The 15,763-nt window shown below is 60.0% G+C and carries 15 protein-coding genes; 2 read left to right on the top strand and 13 right to left on the bottom strand.

Annotated features, from left to right (window positions below; translation table 11 throughout):
* Window positions 1-37: 37 nt before the first annotated feature.
* Together ABV589_RS23950 and ABV589_RS23945 are read right to left on the bottom strand one after the other, a co-directional pair.
* The gene (locus tag ABV589_RS23950) at window positions 38-2,182 is read right to left on the bottom strand and encodes a 3-hydroxyacyl-CoA dehydrogenase NAD-binding domain-containing protein (protein WP_367083944.1); all 2,145 of its coding nucleotides are present in this window, start codon (window positions 2,180-2,182) and stop codon (window positions 38-40) included.
* Between the two features lie 24 nt (window positions 2,183-2,206).
* Window positions 2,207-3,412, bottom strand: coding sequence for an acetyl-CoA C-acetyltransferase (locus ABV589_RS23945; RefSeq protein ID WP_367083943.1), 1,206 nt, complete (start codon window positions 3,410-3,412; stop codon window positions 2,207-2,209).
* 638 nt (window positions 3,413-4,050) lie between these two features.
* On the opposite strand from ABV589_RS23945, the gene ABV589_RS23940 reads away from it, so the two are divergent.
* A complete protein-coding gene (locus ABV589_RS23940; RefSeq protein ID WP_367086226.1) occupies window positions 4,051-4,818 on the top strand; it encodes a cytochrome c in 768 nt (255 codons plus the stop codon).
* 120 nt (window positions 4,819-4,938) lie between these two features.
* On the opposite strand, the gene ABV589_RS23935 is transcribed toward ABV589_RS23940, so the two are convergent.
* The 10 genes from ABV589_RS23935 to ABV589_RS23890 form a co-directional block, all read right to left on the bottom strand.
* Window positions 4,939-5,742 carry a transglutaminase family protein gene (locus ABV589_RS23935; protein ID WP_027613320.1) on the bottom strand — a complete coding sequence of 268 codons (804 nt, stop codon included), beginning with the start codon at window positions 5,740-5,742 and terminating at the stop codon, window positions 4,939-4,941.
* Complete coding sequence (locus tag ABV589_RS23930; protein ID WP_007960702.1) at window positions 5,739-6,689, bottom strand: alpha-E domain-containing protein; 951 nt, start codon at window positions 6,687-6,689, stop codon at window positions 5,739-5,741. The genes ABV589_RS23935 and ABV589_RS23930 overlap by 4 nt, the downstream gene beginning before the upstream one ends.
* Before the next feature lie 12 nt (window positions 6,690-6,701).
* A complete protein-coding gene (locus tag ABV589_RS23925) occupies window positions 6,702-8,111 on the bottom strand; it encodes a circularly permuted type 2 ATP-grasp protein (protein WP_367083942.1) in 1,410 nt (469 codons plus the stop codon).
* A 494-nt stretch (window positions 8,112-8,605) separates the two neighbouring features.
* On the bottom strand, window positions 8,606-8,953 hold the full coding sequence (locus ABV589_RS23920) for a ribonuclease E inhibitor RraB (RefSeq protein ID WP_007960698.1): 348 nt from the start codon (window positions 8,951-8,953) through the stop codon (window positions 8,606-8,608).
* Between the two features lie 213 nt (window positions 8,954-9,166).
* The gene (locus ABV589_RS23915; protein ID WP_007960696.1) at window positions 9,167-9,400 is read right to left on the bottom strand and encodes a hypothetical protein; all 234 of its coding nucleotides are present in this window, start codon (window positions 9,398-9,400) and stop codon (window positions 9,167-9,169) included.
* Between the two features lie 256 nt (window positions 9,401-9,656).
* Window positions 9,657-10,532 carry a polyamine aminopropyltransferase gene (gene speE / locus ABV589_RS23910; protein ID WP_041068886.1) on the bottom strand — a complete coding sequence of 292 codons (876 nt, stop codon included), beginning with the start codon at window positions 10,530-10,532 and terminating at the stop codon, window positions 9,657-9,659.
* A 237-nt stretch (window positions 10,533-10,769) separates the two neighbouring features.
* A complete protein-coding gene (locus ABV589_RS23905; RefSeq protein ID WP_007960694.1) occupies window positions 10,770-10,961 on the bottom strand; it encodes a PLDc N-terminal domain-containing protein in 192 nt (63 codons plus the stop codon).
* 71 nt (window positions 10,962-11,032) lie between these two features.
* Window positions 11,033-11,563 (bottom strand): hypothetical protein, encoded by a 531-nt coding sequence (locus tag ABV589_RS23900; RefSeq protein WP_367083941.1) that lies wholly within the window; start codon window positions 11,561-11,563, stop codon window positions 11,033-11,035.
* Between the two features lie 214 nt (window positions 11,564-11,777).
* Window positions 11,778-12,296: an ankyrin repeat domain-containing protein gene (locus tag ABV589_RS23895; protein ID WP_007960690.1), complete on the bottom strand. Its 519-nt coding sequence runs from the start codon at window positions 12,294-12,296 to the stop codon at window positions 11,778-11,780.
* 97 nt (window positions 12,297-12,393) lie between these two features.
* Entirely contained in the window at window positions 12,394-14,232 is a 1,839-nt protein-coding gene (locus tag ABV589_RS23890) for a long-chain-acyl-CoA synthetase (protein ID WP_367083940.1), read from the bottom strand.
* A gap of 378 nt (window positions 14,233-14,610) precedes the next feature.
* On the opposite strand from ABV589_RS23890, the gene ABV589_RS23885 reads away from it, so the two are divergent.
* Window positions 14,611-14,889 carry a DUF3509 domain-containing protein gene (locus ABV589_RS23885; RefSeq protein ID WP_045121953.1) on the top strand — a complete coding sequence of 93 codons (279 nt, stop codon included), beginning with the start codon at window positions 14,611-14,613 and terminating at the stop codon, window positions 14,887-14,889.
* Between the two features lie 189 nt (window positions 14,890-15,078).
* Here ABV589_RS23885 and mtnC read toward each other — a convergent pair whose 3' ends face one another.
* Window positions 15,079-15,762 carry an acireductone synthase gene (gene mtnC / locus ABV589_RS23880; protein ID WP_367083939.1) on the bottom strand — a complete coding sequence of 228 codons (684 nt, stop codon included), beginning with the start codon at window positions 15,760-15,762 and terminating at the stop codon, window positions 15,079-15,081.
* Between the last annotated feature and the right edge of the window lies 1 nt (window position 15,763).

The following is a 15,763-nucleotide window of genomic DNA, read 5'->3' as shown; positions in this document are numbered from 1 at the left end:
CCCGGCAAGGCAAGCCCCGCAGCGTTCACCCGATCACTTAAAACAGCTCGCCTTTCGCGGCTTTTTCCAGCAGCAGCGCCGGTGGCGCAAAGCGCTCGCCGTACTGCTCGGCCAGATACTGCGCGCGTGCGACGAAGTCCTGCACGCCGTACTGATTGATGAACTGCAAGGCGCCGCCGGTCCACGGCGCAAAACCGATGCCGAAGATCGAGCCGACGTTGGCATCCGCCGTTGAGGTGAGCACGCCCTCCTCCACGCAGCGCACGGTTTCCAGGGCCTGCACGAACAACAGACGATCACGCACATCTTTCGGCGAAATCTGCCCGTCGGCCTTCTCGAAGCGCGTCTTCAACTCCGGCCACAGATGTTTCTGACCACCCGCCGGGTAATCGTAGAAACCACCGCCAGCGGCTTTGCCCGGACGCTTGTATTCGTTGAGCAACAAGTCAATCACAGCGAACGCCGGATGATCTGTCAGCGCTTTCCCTTCCGCTTGCAGGTCTTTGGCCGTTTGTTGACGGATATGGCTCATCAGGCTGAGGGAAACTTCGTCGGAGATCGCCAGCGGCCCGACCGGCATCCCGGCCTTGCGCGCTTCGGTCTCGATCATCGGCGCGCTCACGCCCTCGCCGAGCATGGCGATACCTTCATTGGTGAAGGTGCCAAATACCCGCGAGGTAAAGAAACCGCGACTGTCGTTGACCACGATCGGGGTTTTCTTGATTTGCAGAACAAAGTCGAAACCTCGCGCCAGGGTTTCAGCACTGGTCTGCGCGCCTTTGATGATTTCCACCAGCGGCATTTTGTCCACCGGGCTGAAAAAATGCAGACCGATGAACTTGCTTTGATCGGGTACTGCGGTCGCCAGTCCGGTGATCGGCAGAGTCGACGTGTTGGAGGCGATTACCGCATCAGAACCGACAATTTTTTGCGCTGCCGACGAGACTTTTGCCTTCAGTTCGCGATCCTCGAACACCGCCTCGATGATCAGATCACAACCCGCCAGATCCGCATCATCTTCAGTGGCGTGAATCCGCGCCAGCACCGCCTCGCGTTTCTCAGCCGTCATCTGGCCACGGGCGACTTTCTTGTCCAGCAACGCCGCCGAATGCGCCTTGCCCTTCTCGGCCGCCGCCAGGTTGATGTCCTTGAGCACCACGTCGATGCCGGCCGAGGCACTGACGAAGGCGATCCCGGCGCCCATCATGCCCGCGCCCAGCACACCGACCTTGCGCGTGACATACGGCGCAAAGCCCTGCGGGCGCGAGCCACCGGCGTTGATCTCGTTGAGCTGGAACCAGAAGGTGCCGATCAGGTTTTTCGAGATCTGCCCGGTGGTCAGTTCGGTGAAGTAACGGGTTTCGATCAGGTGCGCGGTGTCAAAATCGACCTGCGCGCCTTCCACCGCCGCACACAGAATCTTCTCTGGCGCCGGCAGCGTGCCTTGGGTTTTGCTGCGCAGGATCGACGGCGCTATCGCCAGCATCTGCGCAACTTTCGGATTCGACGGCGTGCCACCTGGGATCTGATAGCCCTTCACGTCCCAACGCTGAACTGCAGTCGAGTTGGCGATAATCCAGGCGCGCGCCTTGGCCAGCAACTCGTCGCGATCCGCCGCCAGTTCATCGATCAAACCGGCCTGCAATGCCTGTTGCGGACGGACCTTTTTGCCTTCGAGCAGATAAGGCAGGGCTTTTTCGATGCCCAGCATGCGCACCATGCGCACCACCCCGCCGCCACCCGGCAGCAGGCCCAGCGTCACTTCCGGCAAACCGAGTTGCACCGCCGCATCGTCCAGCGCCACCCGGTGATGGCAGGCCAGGCAGATTTCCCAGCCGCCGCCGAGTGCGGCGCCGTTGATCGCCGCGACCACCGGTTTGCCGAGGGTTTCCAGGGTGCGCAATTGCCCCTTGAGGCTCAGCACCATGTCATAGAAAGCTTTGGCCTCGGGCTTGCCGATCTTGATCAGTTCATTGAGGTCGCCGCCGGCAAAGAAGGTTTTCTTCGCCGACGTGATGATCACCCCGGCGATGCTGTCTTTTTCCGCCACCAGCCGCGCCACGCAGGCACCCATGGCCTCGCGGTACACGGCATTCATGGTGTTGGCGCTCTGGCCCGGCATGTCGATGGTCAGCACGACGATGCCGTCCTGGCCTTTTTCGTAACGAATGGCTTGGCTCATAACAAGGTTCCTTGAATTCGGGGCTCAGAGGCGTTCGATGATGGTGGCAATGCCCATGCCGCCGCCGACGCACAGCGTCGCCAGGCCGTAGCGCAGGCGCCGGGCTTCCAGTTCATCGAGCAAGGTGCCGAGGATCGCGCAACCGGTGGCGCCCAGCGGGTGGCCCATGGCGATCGAGCCGCCGTGGACGTTGACCTTGTCCGGGTCGACCGCCATGTCCTTGATGAACTTGAGCACCACCGAGGCAAACGCCTCGTTGACCTCAAACAGATCGATGTCTTCCACGCGCAAGCCGGCCTTGGCCAAGGCCTTGCGCGTGGCCGGTGCCGGGCCGGTGAGCATGATGGTCGGGTCAGTACTGGTCACCGCCGTGGCGACGATCCGGGCCCGCGGTTGCAGGCCGAGCGCACGGCCCTTGGCTTCGGAGCCGATCAACATCAGCGCCGCGCCATCGACGATGCCGGAGCTGTTGCCCGGCGTGTGCACATGGTTGATCCGCTCGACGTGGCTGTAGACCCGCAGCGCGGTGGCATCAAACCCCATCTGGCCGATCATCTCGAAACTCGGCTTGAGTTTGCCCAGGCCTTCCATCGTCGATTCGGCGCGAATAAATTCGTCGTGGTCGAGCAGGATGATGCCGTTCTGATCCTGCACCGGCACCAGCGACTTGTTGAACGAACCGTCGGCCCGCGCCCGTGCGGCTTTTTGCTGCGAGTGCAACGCGTAGGCATCGACATCCTCACGGCTGAAGCCCTCAAGGGTGGCGATCAGGTCCGCACCAACGCCCTGCGGGGTGAAGTGGCTGTGCAGATTGGTTTGCGGATCCAGTGCCCAGGCGCCGCCGTCGCTGCCCATCGGCACCCGTGACATCGACTCGACGCCCCCCACCACTACCAGGTCTTCGAAACCGGACCGGACTTTCATCGCGCCGAGGTTCACTGCCTCCAGGCCCGAGGCGCAGAAGCGGTTGATCTGCACACCCGCGACGCTGACATCCCAGTCGGCCACCTGCACTGCGGTCTTGGCGATATCTGAGCCTTGATCGCCGATCGGCGTGACGCAGCCGAGCACCACGTCATCGACCTGACTGGTGTCCAGCGCGGTACGGCTTTGCAGCGCGGTCAACAACCCGGCGACCAGATTCACCGGTTTGACGCTGTGCAGCGCGCCATCGGCCTTGCCTTTGCCGCGGGGCGTGCGTAACGCATCGAAAATCAAAGCTTGGGTCATGACGTCCTCGAACCTGTGCGGTGAGTGAATTTCGTGCTGTCACTGTTGTCCTGAGCGCGCATGGATTCAATGACCACAGCGCTCAATGATGTTGACGCGCACGCTCAGACGGACGGTCATTTAGCCTCAGGTGAACCGGTTCAGGTCAGCGAGTTGTCTAGCCAGCGGGCGGCGAGGAAGCTGGCAATAAGCCTCATGCCGTTTTTATCGCAAACAGCAACAAATACATATGAAATGGATCTAAGCCAAGCGTGACGTGGCCTCTAAGGTAGTACATGTACGTCAGGGTCGTCGGGTTTTGCCGGGGCCGACGTTCTTCAACAGGAAGTGCAGCGTTTGCCGTCATGGATATGCAGGCAAACATCAGGAAATAACAAAAAAGGCGGTCAAGCCATGTTCAAACAACCGAAAGTTCGTCAAGCAGGACTCATTCTTTTCGCCACGACGCTGTTGTTGATTTTGCCCAATCTGACCAAGGTGATTGGCTGACTCAAGCGGCAGGCGCCCGCTATCACCAGACAAAATGTGACTGGCCCGCTACCCGGGCCAGCGTGGCTGTGCGAACCTTTGCGCACTTCCACGACAGGGACGGCGATCATTTGAAAACGCTCATTGTGTTCTGGGCCTTGCTGCTGAGCATGCCCTTGTCTGCGGCGCAGCTCATGCTGGAACTGGGCGAGAACAGTCGCACCTGGCAGACCGAAGAGTTGCTCAAGCATCCGCAAGCACAAACTCTGACCATCAACAACGATGTGTCCTACAAGAAGGACATGACTTATCGCGCCGTGCCCGTGGCGGCGCTGCTCACCGGGATCAAACCGACCGATCACCTGCAAGCGGTGGCACTTGACGGGTTTGCCGCCGAACTGAACGCTGCACCGTTGCTCAACACAAAAGGCGCGCAGGCCTGGCTGGCGATCGAGGATCCGGCGCAGCCGTGGCCGCCACTGTCCGAAGGCAAGCACAGTGCCGGGCCGTTCTATCTGGTGTGGACCGACCCGCAGGCCGGCAATATCAGCCCGGAACAATGGCCGTTCCAGGTGGCGAGCATCAAACGCATGGCACCAGTGGCCGAGCGCTTCCCTGTCCTGCTGCCGGATCCCAAGCTGAAAACGGATGACCCGGTGAATCAGGGGTTTGCCCTGTTTCAGAAGAATTGCCTGGCCTGTCACCGGTTGAACGGTGCCGGGGATGCGCAGTTCGGGCCGGATCTGAATATTCCGTACAACCCGACCGAGTATTTCGGCGCGGACTTCCTCAAGCGCTACATTCGTGATCCGCAGAGTTTGCGCCAGTGGCCGCAGGCGAAGATGCCGGGGTTTTCGGCGGATGTGTTGCCAGAGGGGGACTTGCAGTTGCTGATCGGTTATCTGCAGCACATGGCTGGGCGCAAGGTTAAGCCATAAGCGTTGCGGTGATATCACCGGCCTCTTCGCTGGCAAGCCAGCTCCCACAGGTTCGCGCTGACTCTGAATTCGCGGTAATCCTGTAGGAGCTGGCTTGCCAGCGATAGCGATATCCCGGATCTACTGTTGTTGCACGGAAATGACTGGCGTCGGCGACACGAACACCTTGGCATGCATCTGCTCACAACCACCACCCCGGCGCATGCCGCGTACCGGGCAGGCATCCAGATAATCCAGGCCCACCGCCAGTTTCAGATGGCGCTCCGGGCGGGCCAACTGGTTGGTAACGTCAAAGCTGTACCAGGCGTCATCCAGCCACGCTTCGGCCCAGGCATGACTGGCCAGATGCTCGGCGTCCTCGCTGTACAGATAACCCGACACATAACGCGACGGAATTCCCAGACTACGCGCGCACGCCAGAAACGCATGGGTGTGATCCTGACAAACCCCGGCGCGCCCGGCAAAGGCTTCGGCGGCGCTGGTGTCGACTTCAGTCGAACCCGGCGTGTAGCTGATGTGCTGGTTCAAACCGTGCATCAAGTCGATCAGCGCGGTGCGATCACGTCGCTGCTTGCAGGACTTGTCGGCAAACGCCCGTAGCGCTTCGTCGGCCTCGGTCAGACGGGTGAAACGCAGGAACGGCAGCGCCGACTGGCTCTCATGCTCAGCCTCGCGCAATTCGTCGATATCGACCTGGCCACGGGCGCCGATAATGATCGCTTCGTGCGGTTCGTCCATGGTCAGCACATGCAGGATGTTGCCGAACGGATCGAGCTGGGCGCGCACCGGACGCGGCAGGTCGAGCTGCCAGCTCAACACGTGCTGACGCTCGCTGTCGTGCGGGGTCAGGCGCAGATACTGGATGCTCGCCCGCACCTGATCTTCATAGTGATAGGTGGTCTCGTGGCTAATGGAAAGTCTCATGCAGCCTCCAGGTATGAACTGTGAATCGCGTTGCCCAGCTGGCGCACCAGCGGGATGAATTCGGTGAGCCAGGCGTGCAGGCCTTCAGCGAGGATTTCGTTGATGCCGGTGTAGCGCAGGCGTGCGTCCATCTCAGCAGCGAGGCGCTGTGCCGGACGGCCATTGGCACCCGGTAACTGGGCGAGGATCTGGTCGATTTCCTCGGTGCAGGCGCGCAGCGAGCGCGGTACATCGGCGCGCAACAGCAGCAGCTCGGCGACATGCCGGGCGCCGGGGGCGTCGCGGTAGATCTCGGTGTAGGCCTCGAACGATGACAGCGCTCGCAACAGCGCACTCCACTGGTAATAGGCGTGGGCGGTGCCGTCGCTGACCGCTTCTGCCTGATCGCCAGCCATTTCATAGCGCGCATCGAGCAGGCGCAGCGTGTTGTCAGCACGCTCGATGAACGTCCCCAGACGAATGAAACGGAACGCATCGTTGCGCATGATCGTGCCGTAGGACGCGCCCCGGAACAGGTGCGAACGTTCCTTGATCCACTCGCAGAAGCGGCTCATGCCGTAGCGGCTGAGGCCTTGCTCGGCAATGCCGCGAATCTCCAGCCAGGTGGCGTTGATGTTCTCCCACATGTCCGCGGTGATGCGCCCGCGCACCGCATGCGCACTGGCGCGCGCTGCGCCGAGGCAGCTGTAGATGCTCGCCGGGTTGGCTGCGTCAAGGGCGAAGAAATGCAGCAGGCGTTCGGCATGCAGTTCGCCGTGACGCTCCAGGTAATCGTCGAGGGTGCCGGTGATCAACAGCGGCATGGCCAGTTCGTGCAAACCGTCGCCGCGACCGTCCTGCGGCATCAGCGACAGCGAATAGCTGACATCGAGCATCCGTGCGAGGTTTTCCGCCCGCTCCAGGTAACGCGACATCCAGTACAGATCCGAGGCAGTTCTACTTAACATGGCAAGCTTCCTTCAATCCTCGACCACCCAGGTGTCCTTGGTTCCGCCGCCCTGAGAGGAGTTCACCACCAGGGAGCCTTCACGCAGGGCGACACGGGTCAAACCGCCGGGCACAACCCGGGTTTCGCGGCCAGACAGTACAAACGGACGCAGGTCGATATGGCGCGGCGCAATGCCGTTTTCGACAAAGGTCGGACAGGTCGACAGCGACAGCGTCGGTTGCGCAATGTACGCGTGGGGCTTGGCCTTGATCCGCTCACGGAACGCATCGATCTGCGCCGTGGTTGACGCCGGCCCCACCAGCATTCCGTAACCGCCGGAGCCCTGGGTTTCCTTGACCACCAGATCCGCAAGATTGGCCAGTACATGGGACAGTTCCGAGGGGTTACGGCACTGCCAGGTCGGCACGTTCTTCAGGATCGGTTCTTCGTCGAGGTAGAAACGGATCATCTCGGTGACAAACGGGTACACAGATTTGTCGTCCGCCACGCCAGTACCGATGGCATTGGCCAGCACCACGTTGCCCGAGCGATAGGACGACAACAGCCCCGGCACACCGAGCATCGAGTCGGGGTTGAATGCCAGCGGATCGAGGAACGCGTCGTCGAGACGGCGGTAGATCACGTCCACCGCTTTCGGCCCGTCGGTGGTGCGCATGAAGACCTTGTCGTCGCGCACGAACAGGTCGGCACCCTCCACCAGTTCAACGCCCATTTCCCGTGCGAGGAAGGCATGTTCGAAGAACGCACTGTTGAAACGCCCCGGCGTCAGCACCACCACGCTCGGATCGTCGATCGGGCTGGAGCTTTTCAGCGTGTCGAGCAACAGGTTCGGATAGTGGTCGATGGGCGCGATGCGCTGGGCGGCGAACAGTTCGGGGAACAGGCGCATCATCATCTTGCGGTCTTCGAGCATGTAGCTCACGCCGCTCGGGGTGCGCAGGTTGTCTTCGAGCACGTAGTAGGTGCCGTCGCCATCGCGCACCAGATCGACGCCGGAAATGTGCGAATAGATATCGCGATGCAGATCCAGGCCCTGCATCGCCAACTGGTACTGCTCGTTGGCCAGCACCTGTTCGGCGGGGATGATCCCGGCCTTGATGATGCGCTGCTCGTGATAAAGGTCGGCGAGGAACATGTTCAACGCCTTGACCCGCTGGATGCAGCCGCGCTCGACGATCCGCCACTCGCTGGCGGGAATGCTGCGCGGAATGGTGTCGAATGGAATCAGGCGCTCGGTGCCCTGCTCATCGCCATAGAGCGTGAAGGTAATCCCGGCCCGGTGGAACAGCAGATCGGCCTCGCGTCGCCGTTGTGCCAGCAACTCGTCAGGCGTGTCCGCCAGCCAGCGGGCGAACTCGCGGTAATGCGGGCGGACCTGGCCGCCGGCATCGTACATTTCATCAAAATAGGTGCGGATCATGCCGTACTCCTTGTCACCCGGACCTACAGGCCTTCGCAAGGCCCGTGCCATCGGCATAAACGCTTTGATTTCAATCGCTTGGATAATCACGCCGCAAGCACCGCACCATTCCTGTGCGGCAAATGCCCCAAGCGGATTGCCCCCGCTTCATTGCGACGCATTGCATCGCCTATCACCAGCATAGTCAGAGTTGATTTCACTGCTTGCGCCGGGCTGCGGATAATCCGCGCATCCGCTGCAAACTTCCCACAAGGGAGGCTGCAGCCCACCTGATCCGGACTGCCCGTGCAGTCCCCGCAGGCCGTGACCCTGACCGGTTTCCTCTCCTTATCGGTCTTCCCTTTCAGCCACCCTCTCCGGTGGCTTTTTTTTGCCTTTCTGAAATGTTTTGAAAGCAAAAGCAAAAGATCGCAGCCTCCGGCAGCTCCTACCAATCACCTGTAGGAGTTGCCGAAGGCTGCGATCTTTTGACTTTAAAAAAGCTAAACCAGAGATCAGTTCAGACGATGGCGGTTGCGCACCTCCTGCTTGACGCCCCAGCCTTCGATGATGCCGCCCAGCGGCTCGACCACGGCAGAGAAGCCCTGCTCGAAATCGCCAATGTCGTCATAGGTCGCGTACATCACTTTGCTCAATTCCAGCGACCAGGCGCCATCGTCGCGCGCACTGACCTGGGCATTGATGGATTCACCACGAAATTTGCCTGCCGCCCTGCGCGCCCGCTCCTCGTCCGGGAAAATGGCGTAGAACTCGATGGGATGGAATCGGGAAAAGTCGAAACCGCCTTCTTTCATGCGGCGCAGAACATTGCTGCTGATGTCTTCTTGATAGGCTGTGCTCATGAATCGTCCCCCTCGGATAGATGGATAGACTTTCCGTATTCCCGCCCCGGGCCTTACAGGCCAAAAGTACATCGGCAAACGGGTTGCCGGCGGGAAACAAGCATGTAGCTGACAAGACCAGACCTTAGCGATCGTTTCGCTGATCTCGCTTGCAGATTAGCCCCAAGGTAGAGCTGCTGCCAAGGCCTGGTTGCTTCGGATGAAAGGAAGTTTTCAGATTGGAGTGATGCTGCGGATTTCGATGCTGTTCTGGGTTTTCAGGCTTTTCGCCCCGGCGTCGGGGGTGCGCCCTTCCAGATCGTTCAGATCCAGTTCGGCGGCCACGGGCAGAAGCCGTTCCTTGATCAGGCGTGCAGCCTCGTCGTCGCTGGGGCATTCCGCGCGCTCGAACACCTCATCGACAATTTCACCATGATCGTCCACGAAAGTGACTTTCCACTTTTGCATCGGTGCCTCCTCGATCAAACCCGCAAATGGGCTTACATCTATCTCGACTTTTGGCGAGATTGATCGTTCAAAAGGATTGCGGCGCACGAACATGAAAAAAACATCATTTTCATGACTGGAAAAATTTTGTGCCGAGGGAGCTTGCTCCCGCTGGGCTGCGAAGCGGCCCCAAAATATTTAGAAATCGCAGATTTTGTGAGTGCTGCGCACTCAAGCGGGAGCAAGCTCCCTCGCCACAAGGAATCCATCGACCTGGTCAGTCGTTGCTGGGCTTGTTGATCGCCTGCAGCACGTACTGTGGCAGCGCGAATGCGCCGATGTGGATTTCCGGGTTGTAGTAGCGAGTGACGATGCCGCTGCCGATGAAGCGCTGTTGCAGGGTTTCACGGCTCAGCTTGCGGTAGGCCGGGTTGGTCGAGCCCCAGGCGAAGGTCATCGAACCGCCGATGTAGGTCGGCACGGCCGCCTGATAGAAGTGCCAGTCCGGGAACAGGCTGCGCAGGCGGCCGGCGGTGGTCTTGACTTCATCGATCTGCATGAACGGCGTGCCGTTCTGGGTCACGAGGATCCCGCCTTCGTTCAGGCAACGGTGGCAGGCCTGGTAGAAGTTCTCCGAGAACAGCACTTCGCCCGGGCCGATCGGGTCGGTGGAGTCGGAGATGATTACGTCGAATTTTTCCGTGGTGGTGGCAACAAAACGCATGCCGTCGTCGATCACTAGGTTCAGCCGTGGGTCGTCGTAGGCGCCCTTGGAGTGGTTCGGCAGGAATTCCTTGCACATGTCGACCACAGTACCGTCGATCTCGACCATGGTGATGTGCTCGACGCTGGCGTGCTTGGTCACTTCGCGCAGCATGCCGCCGTCGCCGCCGCCGATGATCAGCACGCGCTTGGCGGTGCCGTGGGCGAGGATCGGCACGTGGGTGAGCATTTCGTGGTAGATGAATTCATCGGCTTCGGTGGTCTGGATCACGCCGTCCAGCGCCATTACCCGACCCATGCGCGGGTTCTGGAAGATCACCAGGTGCTGGTGTTCGGTGCGCACTTCGTGCAGCAGTTTTTCCATGCGAAAACGCTGGCCGTAGCCTTCGTAGAGGGTTTCCAGGTACTCGCTGGTCTTGGTGACGGTCATGGTCAAGTGCTCCGATGAATGCGCGGGCGTCGATCGTGGGGACGATTGCCCGGGAAAGGCGCGCATTCTACGTTGCCGAAGATGACAGGTCGAACCTCTGTTCATCGGCAATCCGCATAACCTTGTGGGAGCTGGCTTGCCAGCGATGCAATCAACGCGGTCTGTCAGTGAATCCGCTGCGATGCTATCGCTGGCAAGCCAGCTCCCACAGGTTATGGGGTACTTTCAAAGTTGTGGTCAGACCCGCACGTTGCCCCGTGGCCCGGCGATCGCCCAGATGATCAGGCCCAGTACCGGCAGGAGGATGATCAGCAGGACCCAGAGGATTTTCATCCCGGTCTCGGCGCCGCTTTTCAGTACGTTGATGATGGCCCAGATGTCGAGGGCAAGAATGATCAGGCCAATCAGACCGTTGAACGTGGAACCCATGGTGTCGCTCCAGAATAGTGGCATGCACTTTTAGGATAGACGGTCGCGCGCAGGGTTCCCTTTTATTGCGTTCAGACGTGAACGGCGACCTTCAGCGCTTCCAGCGAAGGCGCCGCAGCGATGCCGACTTCGGCGCACAGTTCCAGCACGCGCGGCACGTCATTGCCGTAGACCAGCACCACTTGCAGCTCGTCGTCGAGCAACTGGCTGAAGTTCATCAGCGTGTAACCGCCGTTTTCCTTGTTCAGGCTGCTCATCTGCACCTGGATGCGGTTGAGTGCGGTCAGCGCTTCGGTCTTGGCCAGTTGCTTGGGCTTGAGGTTGAAATCCACGCCCGGACCGAACGAGGCGACGATCTGCGCGAACAGGTCAGCGTAGGTATCAGCCTGGAACAGCACGGTTTCCGGCAGGCTGCCGACCACCACCCACTCGCCCAGCGGGATCGGGAAGCTGTCGTCGTAGTTGATGTCCGGGTTGGCCGCCAGGAAGGCATCGGCATCAGCGTAGGCCTGCGCCGCTTCGTCGGCCACGTTCAGGATCTCGTCCTCGCCCATGCAGCCGGAGCTGATTTTGCTGATGAGTTCGACGAGGGCGGCTTTCATGAGGGTAGATCCTGTGGAAGGTTGAATTTGAGGGCGCGGAGGATAGCGCATTGCAGCCTCAGGCTGCACACAGAACAACTGTGGCGAGGGAGCTTGCTCCCGCTGGGGCGCGAAGCGGCCCCAAACAGTGATTTCACCATTTTTACCAGCGCTGCGCACTGGAGCGGGAGCAAGCTCCCTCGCCACAGGATTCACATCAACTGGAGAATCGAGTTCAGGCCAGCAATTTTTCCAGCTGCGCCGTGGTATCGACCGCGCCCATGGTGCGGGCCGCGTCCAGCGCGGTGACGCCATTGGCATCCTTGGCTTGCGGATTCGCACCTTTGCCGATCAGGTAATCAACGATTTCAACACGGTTGAACATCGCCGCCATCATCAACGCGGTACGACCATCGAAGGACGAACCTTCAATCTCCGCGCCCGCCTCCACCAACGCCTTGACCACCGCAAGGTCACCTTTGAACGCGGCACCGGCAATCGGGCTCTGGCCATTACCGTTGCGCATTTCCGGATCGGCCTTGTGCTTGAGCAGCACCTGTACCGCATCGACGTGACCGTAGTAGCTGGCGAGCATCAGCAGGGTGTCGCCCTTGCTGTTTTTCAGGTTGACCGGCAAACCGGCGCTGATCAGCCGATCAAGCATCAGCGCATCACCTTCGCGCGCCTTGTTGAACACCTGCTCGGTGAATTCGGCAGCTTCTTCAGGGGTCATCTGGCGGCTTTGGTCAGACATGGGGCAACTCCACTTTCGGTTATTCGCAAAGCCGACAGTTTCCCGAGCGCGACCATAGCTGTCACCCCCTTTTTCTCAAGTCGTGCCATAGCCAACCTCAATAACGATATTTGCCCTGATGAATATCGGCCAGAACTGCGTCCGTCACCTGCACGTAAGTCTGGGTGCCGGGCAACCACGCGTAGATCGGGTCATCGCCCGTCTGGCCGGGGTCGAAGCCTTCGTTTTTCAAGCGGGTCTTCTGGTATTTGAAGGTTCCGGTGGTTTCCATTTTCACCTTCACCCGCAGGAACAGCGGTACCGCATAGGCCGGCATGCGCTGACGGGCGAATGCGAGCAATTCGGTGAAATCCAGGGTCGCCAGTGACTCGGCGGGCGTGATTGCCGCCATGCCGGCACGACCATTGGTGTTACGCACTTCGACACCGTAGGCGACGGCCTCGGAGATATGCGGGTGCTGCAGCAACAGGTTTTCCACTTCAGTGGTCGAGACGTTTTCGCCCTTCCAGCGATAGGTGTCGCCGAGGCGATCGACGAACTGCGCGTGGCCGAAACCGATATTGCGCAGCAAGTCGCCGGTGTTGAAGAAGCGGTCGCCCTTGCTGAACACATCGTGCAATACCACCTTGGCGGTTTTCTGCGGATCGGTGTAACCGTCCAGCGGGGCTTTTTCGTCGATCCGCGCCAGCAACAGACCCTGCTCGCCTTTGTTGACCTTGCGCATGAAACCATCAGCGCTGCGCAACGGCTGCCCGCTGTCGTGGTCGTAGGCCACCAGTTCCCAAGCCATCAGCGAAAAACCGATGGTGTTGTCGAAATTGAGGATATTGCTGAAGCCGATGTTGCCGTCGCTCGCCGCGTACAGCTCACAGATGTGCTCGACGGCAAACCGGGTCTTGAACTCGGCCCAGGCGCCGGGGCGCAAACCGTTGCCGATCATCTTGCGCACCGCGTGACGGCTGTCATCGGCGCTGGCCGGTTGATCGACCAGATAACGGCACAACTCGCCGACATAGCCGAGGGTGGTTGCGTTGTAGCGACGCACGTCCGACCAGAACTGGCTGGCGCTGAACTTGCGGCGGATCGCAAACCCGGAAGCGCCATTGATCGCCGAGCCCCAGCACACACAAAGGCCGGTGGCGTGGTACAGCGGCAAGGTGCAATAGACGACATCGTCGGGGCCCATGTTCAGGGCGATCATGCCGAAGCTGGCGGAGCTGCGCATCCAGCGCCCGTGCTTGAACACGCCGGCCTTGGGCAGACCGGTGGTGCCGGAGGTGTAGATGTAAAAGCACGGATCGTCGAAGAACACTTCGCCGCTGCTGGGCGGGTTGTCACCGGGCGCATCGGCGCTGGCACTGATCAGGTTGATGTAGCCCTCGGGCGCAATGCCCGGGTGGCTATAGGTATCACGGTCGGCGATAAACCAGGTCCGCTGCGCCGGGATCGACACCTGCTCGCGGATCGCGGCAAACGCCGGCTGCAGTTCCTCACCGAGGACAATCGCCACTGGCGCCACCAGATTTATGCTGTGAATTAGCGTGTCGCGGGTCTGCGAAGTATTGAGCAGCGCGCTGACTGCGCCGACCTTGGCCAGCGCCAGAATGGTCACCAGCAGTTCCGGGCGGTTTTCGATGAACACCGCCACCACATCACCCTTGCCGATGCCCTGCGCACTCAGATAATGGGCAATCCTGTTGGCCCATTGGTTGACCTGCGAATAGGTGAGCAAGACGTTGTCCTGCAGCAATGCCACGCCGTCAGGGTTGCGCAACGTGGCTTGCTCGAAGGTCCAGCCGAGGCCACACGTTTGGGTCGGATCCGTGACGTTGGCGACTTTCATGCCCTTGACCACCCGCGGGATGGCTTTGGCGATCGTCGGCAGTTTGCGGAGCATCATGCTCCAGGTAATCGTGTCGCTCGGCGCGTGACTCATGGCAGCTCCCCGTTCGGCCTGGTCGGCCGGTTTTTTATTGTTCGGGCTGTGGGCATGACCTGCATCGTGAGCAGGGTCGAGATCGAAAATACGTCAGCGCTTCTCGGCCTGTACACGCGGTTTTTGCAATGTTTTGTATCCGCCCTGTCACGCTTGGCGGCGGTGATTGCGCCTTTGCCATTTGGTTCCGTGCAACTCATGAGAATCCCGCAAAATGCAGGATGCACGATGGCCATTCATGCAGTTTGCACGACCCCTGCAAATTTAACGATTTTTAAGCTATTGATTTATATAGGTTTTTATTTTTTCGCGTGCTGGCACAATCACTGCAACCTCCTTTGCATGCTTGCCATTCAAGTGCATACGGAGCTGAAAGACATGAGCCTGATCCAAGAGAAATTTACCTCGCTGTTCTCCAACTTCACCGTCACCACTGCGCCACGTCCCGATGGCGGGATCCTGCTGACCTTGCGCAGCAGTGAAGGCAAAGTGTTCAAACGCGCCCTGACGTATCAGCAAATGCACAATGCCGACCAGCTGTCGTGGGCAATCAGCGCGATTCGTCGTGACCTGGCGGAAGAAGCCAGTGAGCTGCCGCAAATTGCGATGCTGCAAAGCCAGCAGCGCTTTGCGTTGCCGACGTATCACTCGCTGTAATTGATTCGAAGCTTTAAACAGCTTTAAACAAAAACAGGCCGGACAGCTTTCACTGCCCGGCCTGTTTTTTTGTGCACGCTTTTTATGTAGGAGCTGCGGAACGCTGCGATCTTTTGATCTTGATCTTTAATACCAAAATCAAGATCAAAAGATCGCAGCCTTCGGCAGCTCCTACAGGGACTTGTGTGGTTAGAAGGCTTCGGGTTCGATGCCGGTGAAGCTGTCGACGGTGATATGGCTTCCCAGTTCTCCACCCTCGCGGGCCAGGCCACAGGTCTGCAAACCGGCAGCCTGCGCGGCATCCAGTTCCTCGACGATGTCCGACAGAAACAGAATCTCCCCCGGTTCGACGCCAATCGCCTGTTGGATGTTGCGATAGGACTGTTCTTCGCGTTTAGGCCCCGACGTGGTGTCGAAGTAACCGCTGAACAGCGGTGTCAGATCCCCCGCCTCGGAGCAGCCGAAGATCAGCTTCTGCGCCTGGATCGAACCCGACGAATACACAAACAGTTGATAACCCGCCGCGTGCCAGCGTTGCAGCGCTTCAACGGCATCCGGGTAAACATGCCCCTTCAACTGCCCGGCGTGATAACCCTGCGCCCAGACCATGCCTTGCAAGGCTTTGAGCGGCGTGGCTTTGCGATCTTCCTCGATCCAGCTCAAGAGAATTTCAACAACCCGTTCAACATCGGCCTGCGGTGCATTGCTGTCACGGCGCACGGCGTCGAGTTGCTCGGCGACGTCGGTACGTTCGGCGTTCTGCCGCACGAAGTCCGGCAGGTGTTTGGCGGCGTACGGGAACAGCACGTCGAACACGAAACTCACCGCGCTGGTGGTGCCTTCAATGTCAGTGACAATGGCTTTGATCGACATC

It is taken from the genome of Pseudomonas sp. HOU2 (assembly GCF_040729435.1).
Lineage (GTDB): Bacteria > Pseudomonadota > Gammaproteobacteria > Pseudomonadales > Pseudomonadaceae > Aquipseudomonas.
The sequence above is the reverse complement of the archived record's forward strand: the minus strand, read 5'-3'. Positions and strand labels throughout refer to the sequence as shown.

What these genes read in the sequence shown, in the direction of transcription:
- mtnC (WP_367083939.1), bottom strand. Translation starts at nt 15,762, where the DNA reads ATGTCGATCAAAGCCATTGTCACTGACATTGAAGGCACCACCAGCGCG.
- ABV589_RS23920 (WP_007960698.1), bottom strand. Translation starts at nt 8,953, where the DNA reads ATGAGCACAGCCTATCAAGAAGACATCAGCAGCAATGTTCTGCGCCGC.
- ABV589_RS23950 (WP_367083944.1), bottom strand. Translation starts at nt 2,182, where the DNA reads ATGAGCCAAGCCATTCGTTACGAAAAAGGCCAGGACGGCATCGTCGTG.
- ABV589_RS23925 (WP_367083942.1), bottom strand. Translation starts at nt 8,111, where the DNA reads ATGATCCGCACCTATTTTGATGAAATGTACGATGCCGGCGGCCAGGTC.
- ABV589_RS23905 (WP_007960694.1), bottom strand. Translation starts at nt 10,961, where the DNA reads ATGGGTTCCACGTTCAACGGTCTGATTGGCCTGATCATTCTTGCCCTC.
- ABV589_RS23935 (WP_027613320.1), bottom strand. Translation starts at nt 5,742, where the DNA reads ATGAGACTTTCCATTAGCCACGAGACCACCTATCACTATGAAGATCAG.
- ABV589_RS23945 (WP_367083943.1), bottom strand. Translation starts at nt 3,412, where the DNA reads ATGACCCAAGCTTTGATTTTCGATGCGTTACGCACGCCCCGCGGCAAA.
- ABV589_RS23940 (WP_367086226.1), top strand. Translation starts at nt 4,051, where the DNA reads ATGCCCTTGTCTGCGGCGCAGCTCATGCTGGAACTGGGCGAGAACAGT.
- ABV589_RS23885 (WP_045121953.1), top strand. Translation starts at nt 14,611, where the DNA reads ATGAGCCTGATCCAAGAGAAATTTACCTCGCTGTTCTCCAACTTCACC.
- ABV589_RS23930 (WP_007960702.1), bottom strand. Translation starts at nt 6,689, where the DNA reads ATGTTAAGTAGAACTGCCTCGGATCTGTACTGGATGTCGCGTTACCTG.
- ABV589_RS23890 (WP_367083940.1), bottom strand. Translation starts at nt 14,232, where the DNA reads ATGAGTCACGCGCCGAGCGACACGATTACCTGGAGCATGATGCTCCGC.
- ABV589_RS23895 (WP_007960690.1), bottom strand. Translation starts at nt 12,296, where the DNA reads ATGTCTGACCAAAGCCGCCAGATGACCCCTGAAGAAGCTGCCGAATTC.
- speE (WP_041068886.1), bottom strand. Translation starts at nt 10,532, where the DNA reads ATGACCGTCACCAAGACCAGCGAGTACCTGGAAACCCTCTACGAAGGC.
- ABV589_RS23915 (WP_007960696.1), bottom strand. Translation starts at nt 9,400, where the DNA reads ATGCAAAAGTGGAAAGTCACTTTCGTGGACGATCATGGTGAAATTGTC.
- ABV589_RS23900 (WP_367083941.1), bottom strand. Translation starts at nt 11,563, where the DNA reads ATGAAAGCCGCCCTCGTCGAACTCATCAGCAAAATCAGCTCCGGCTGC.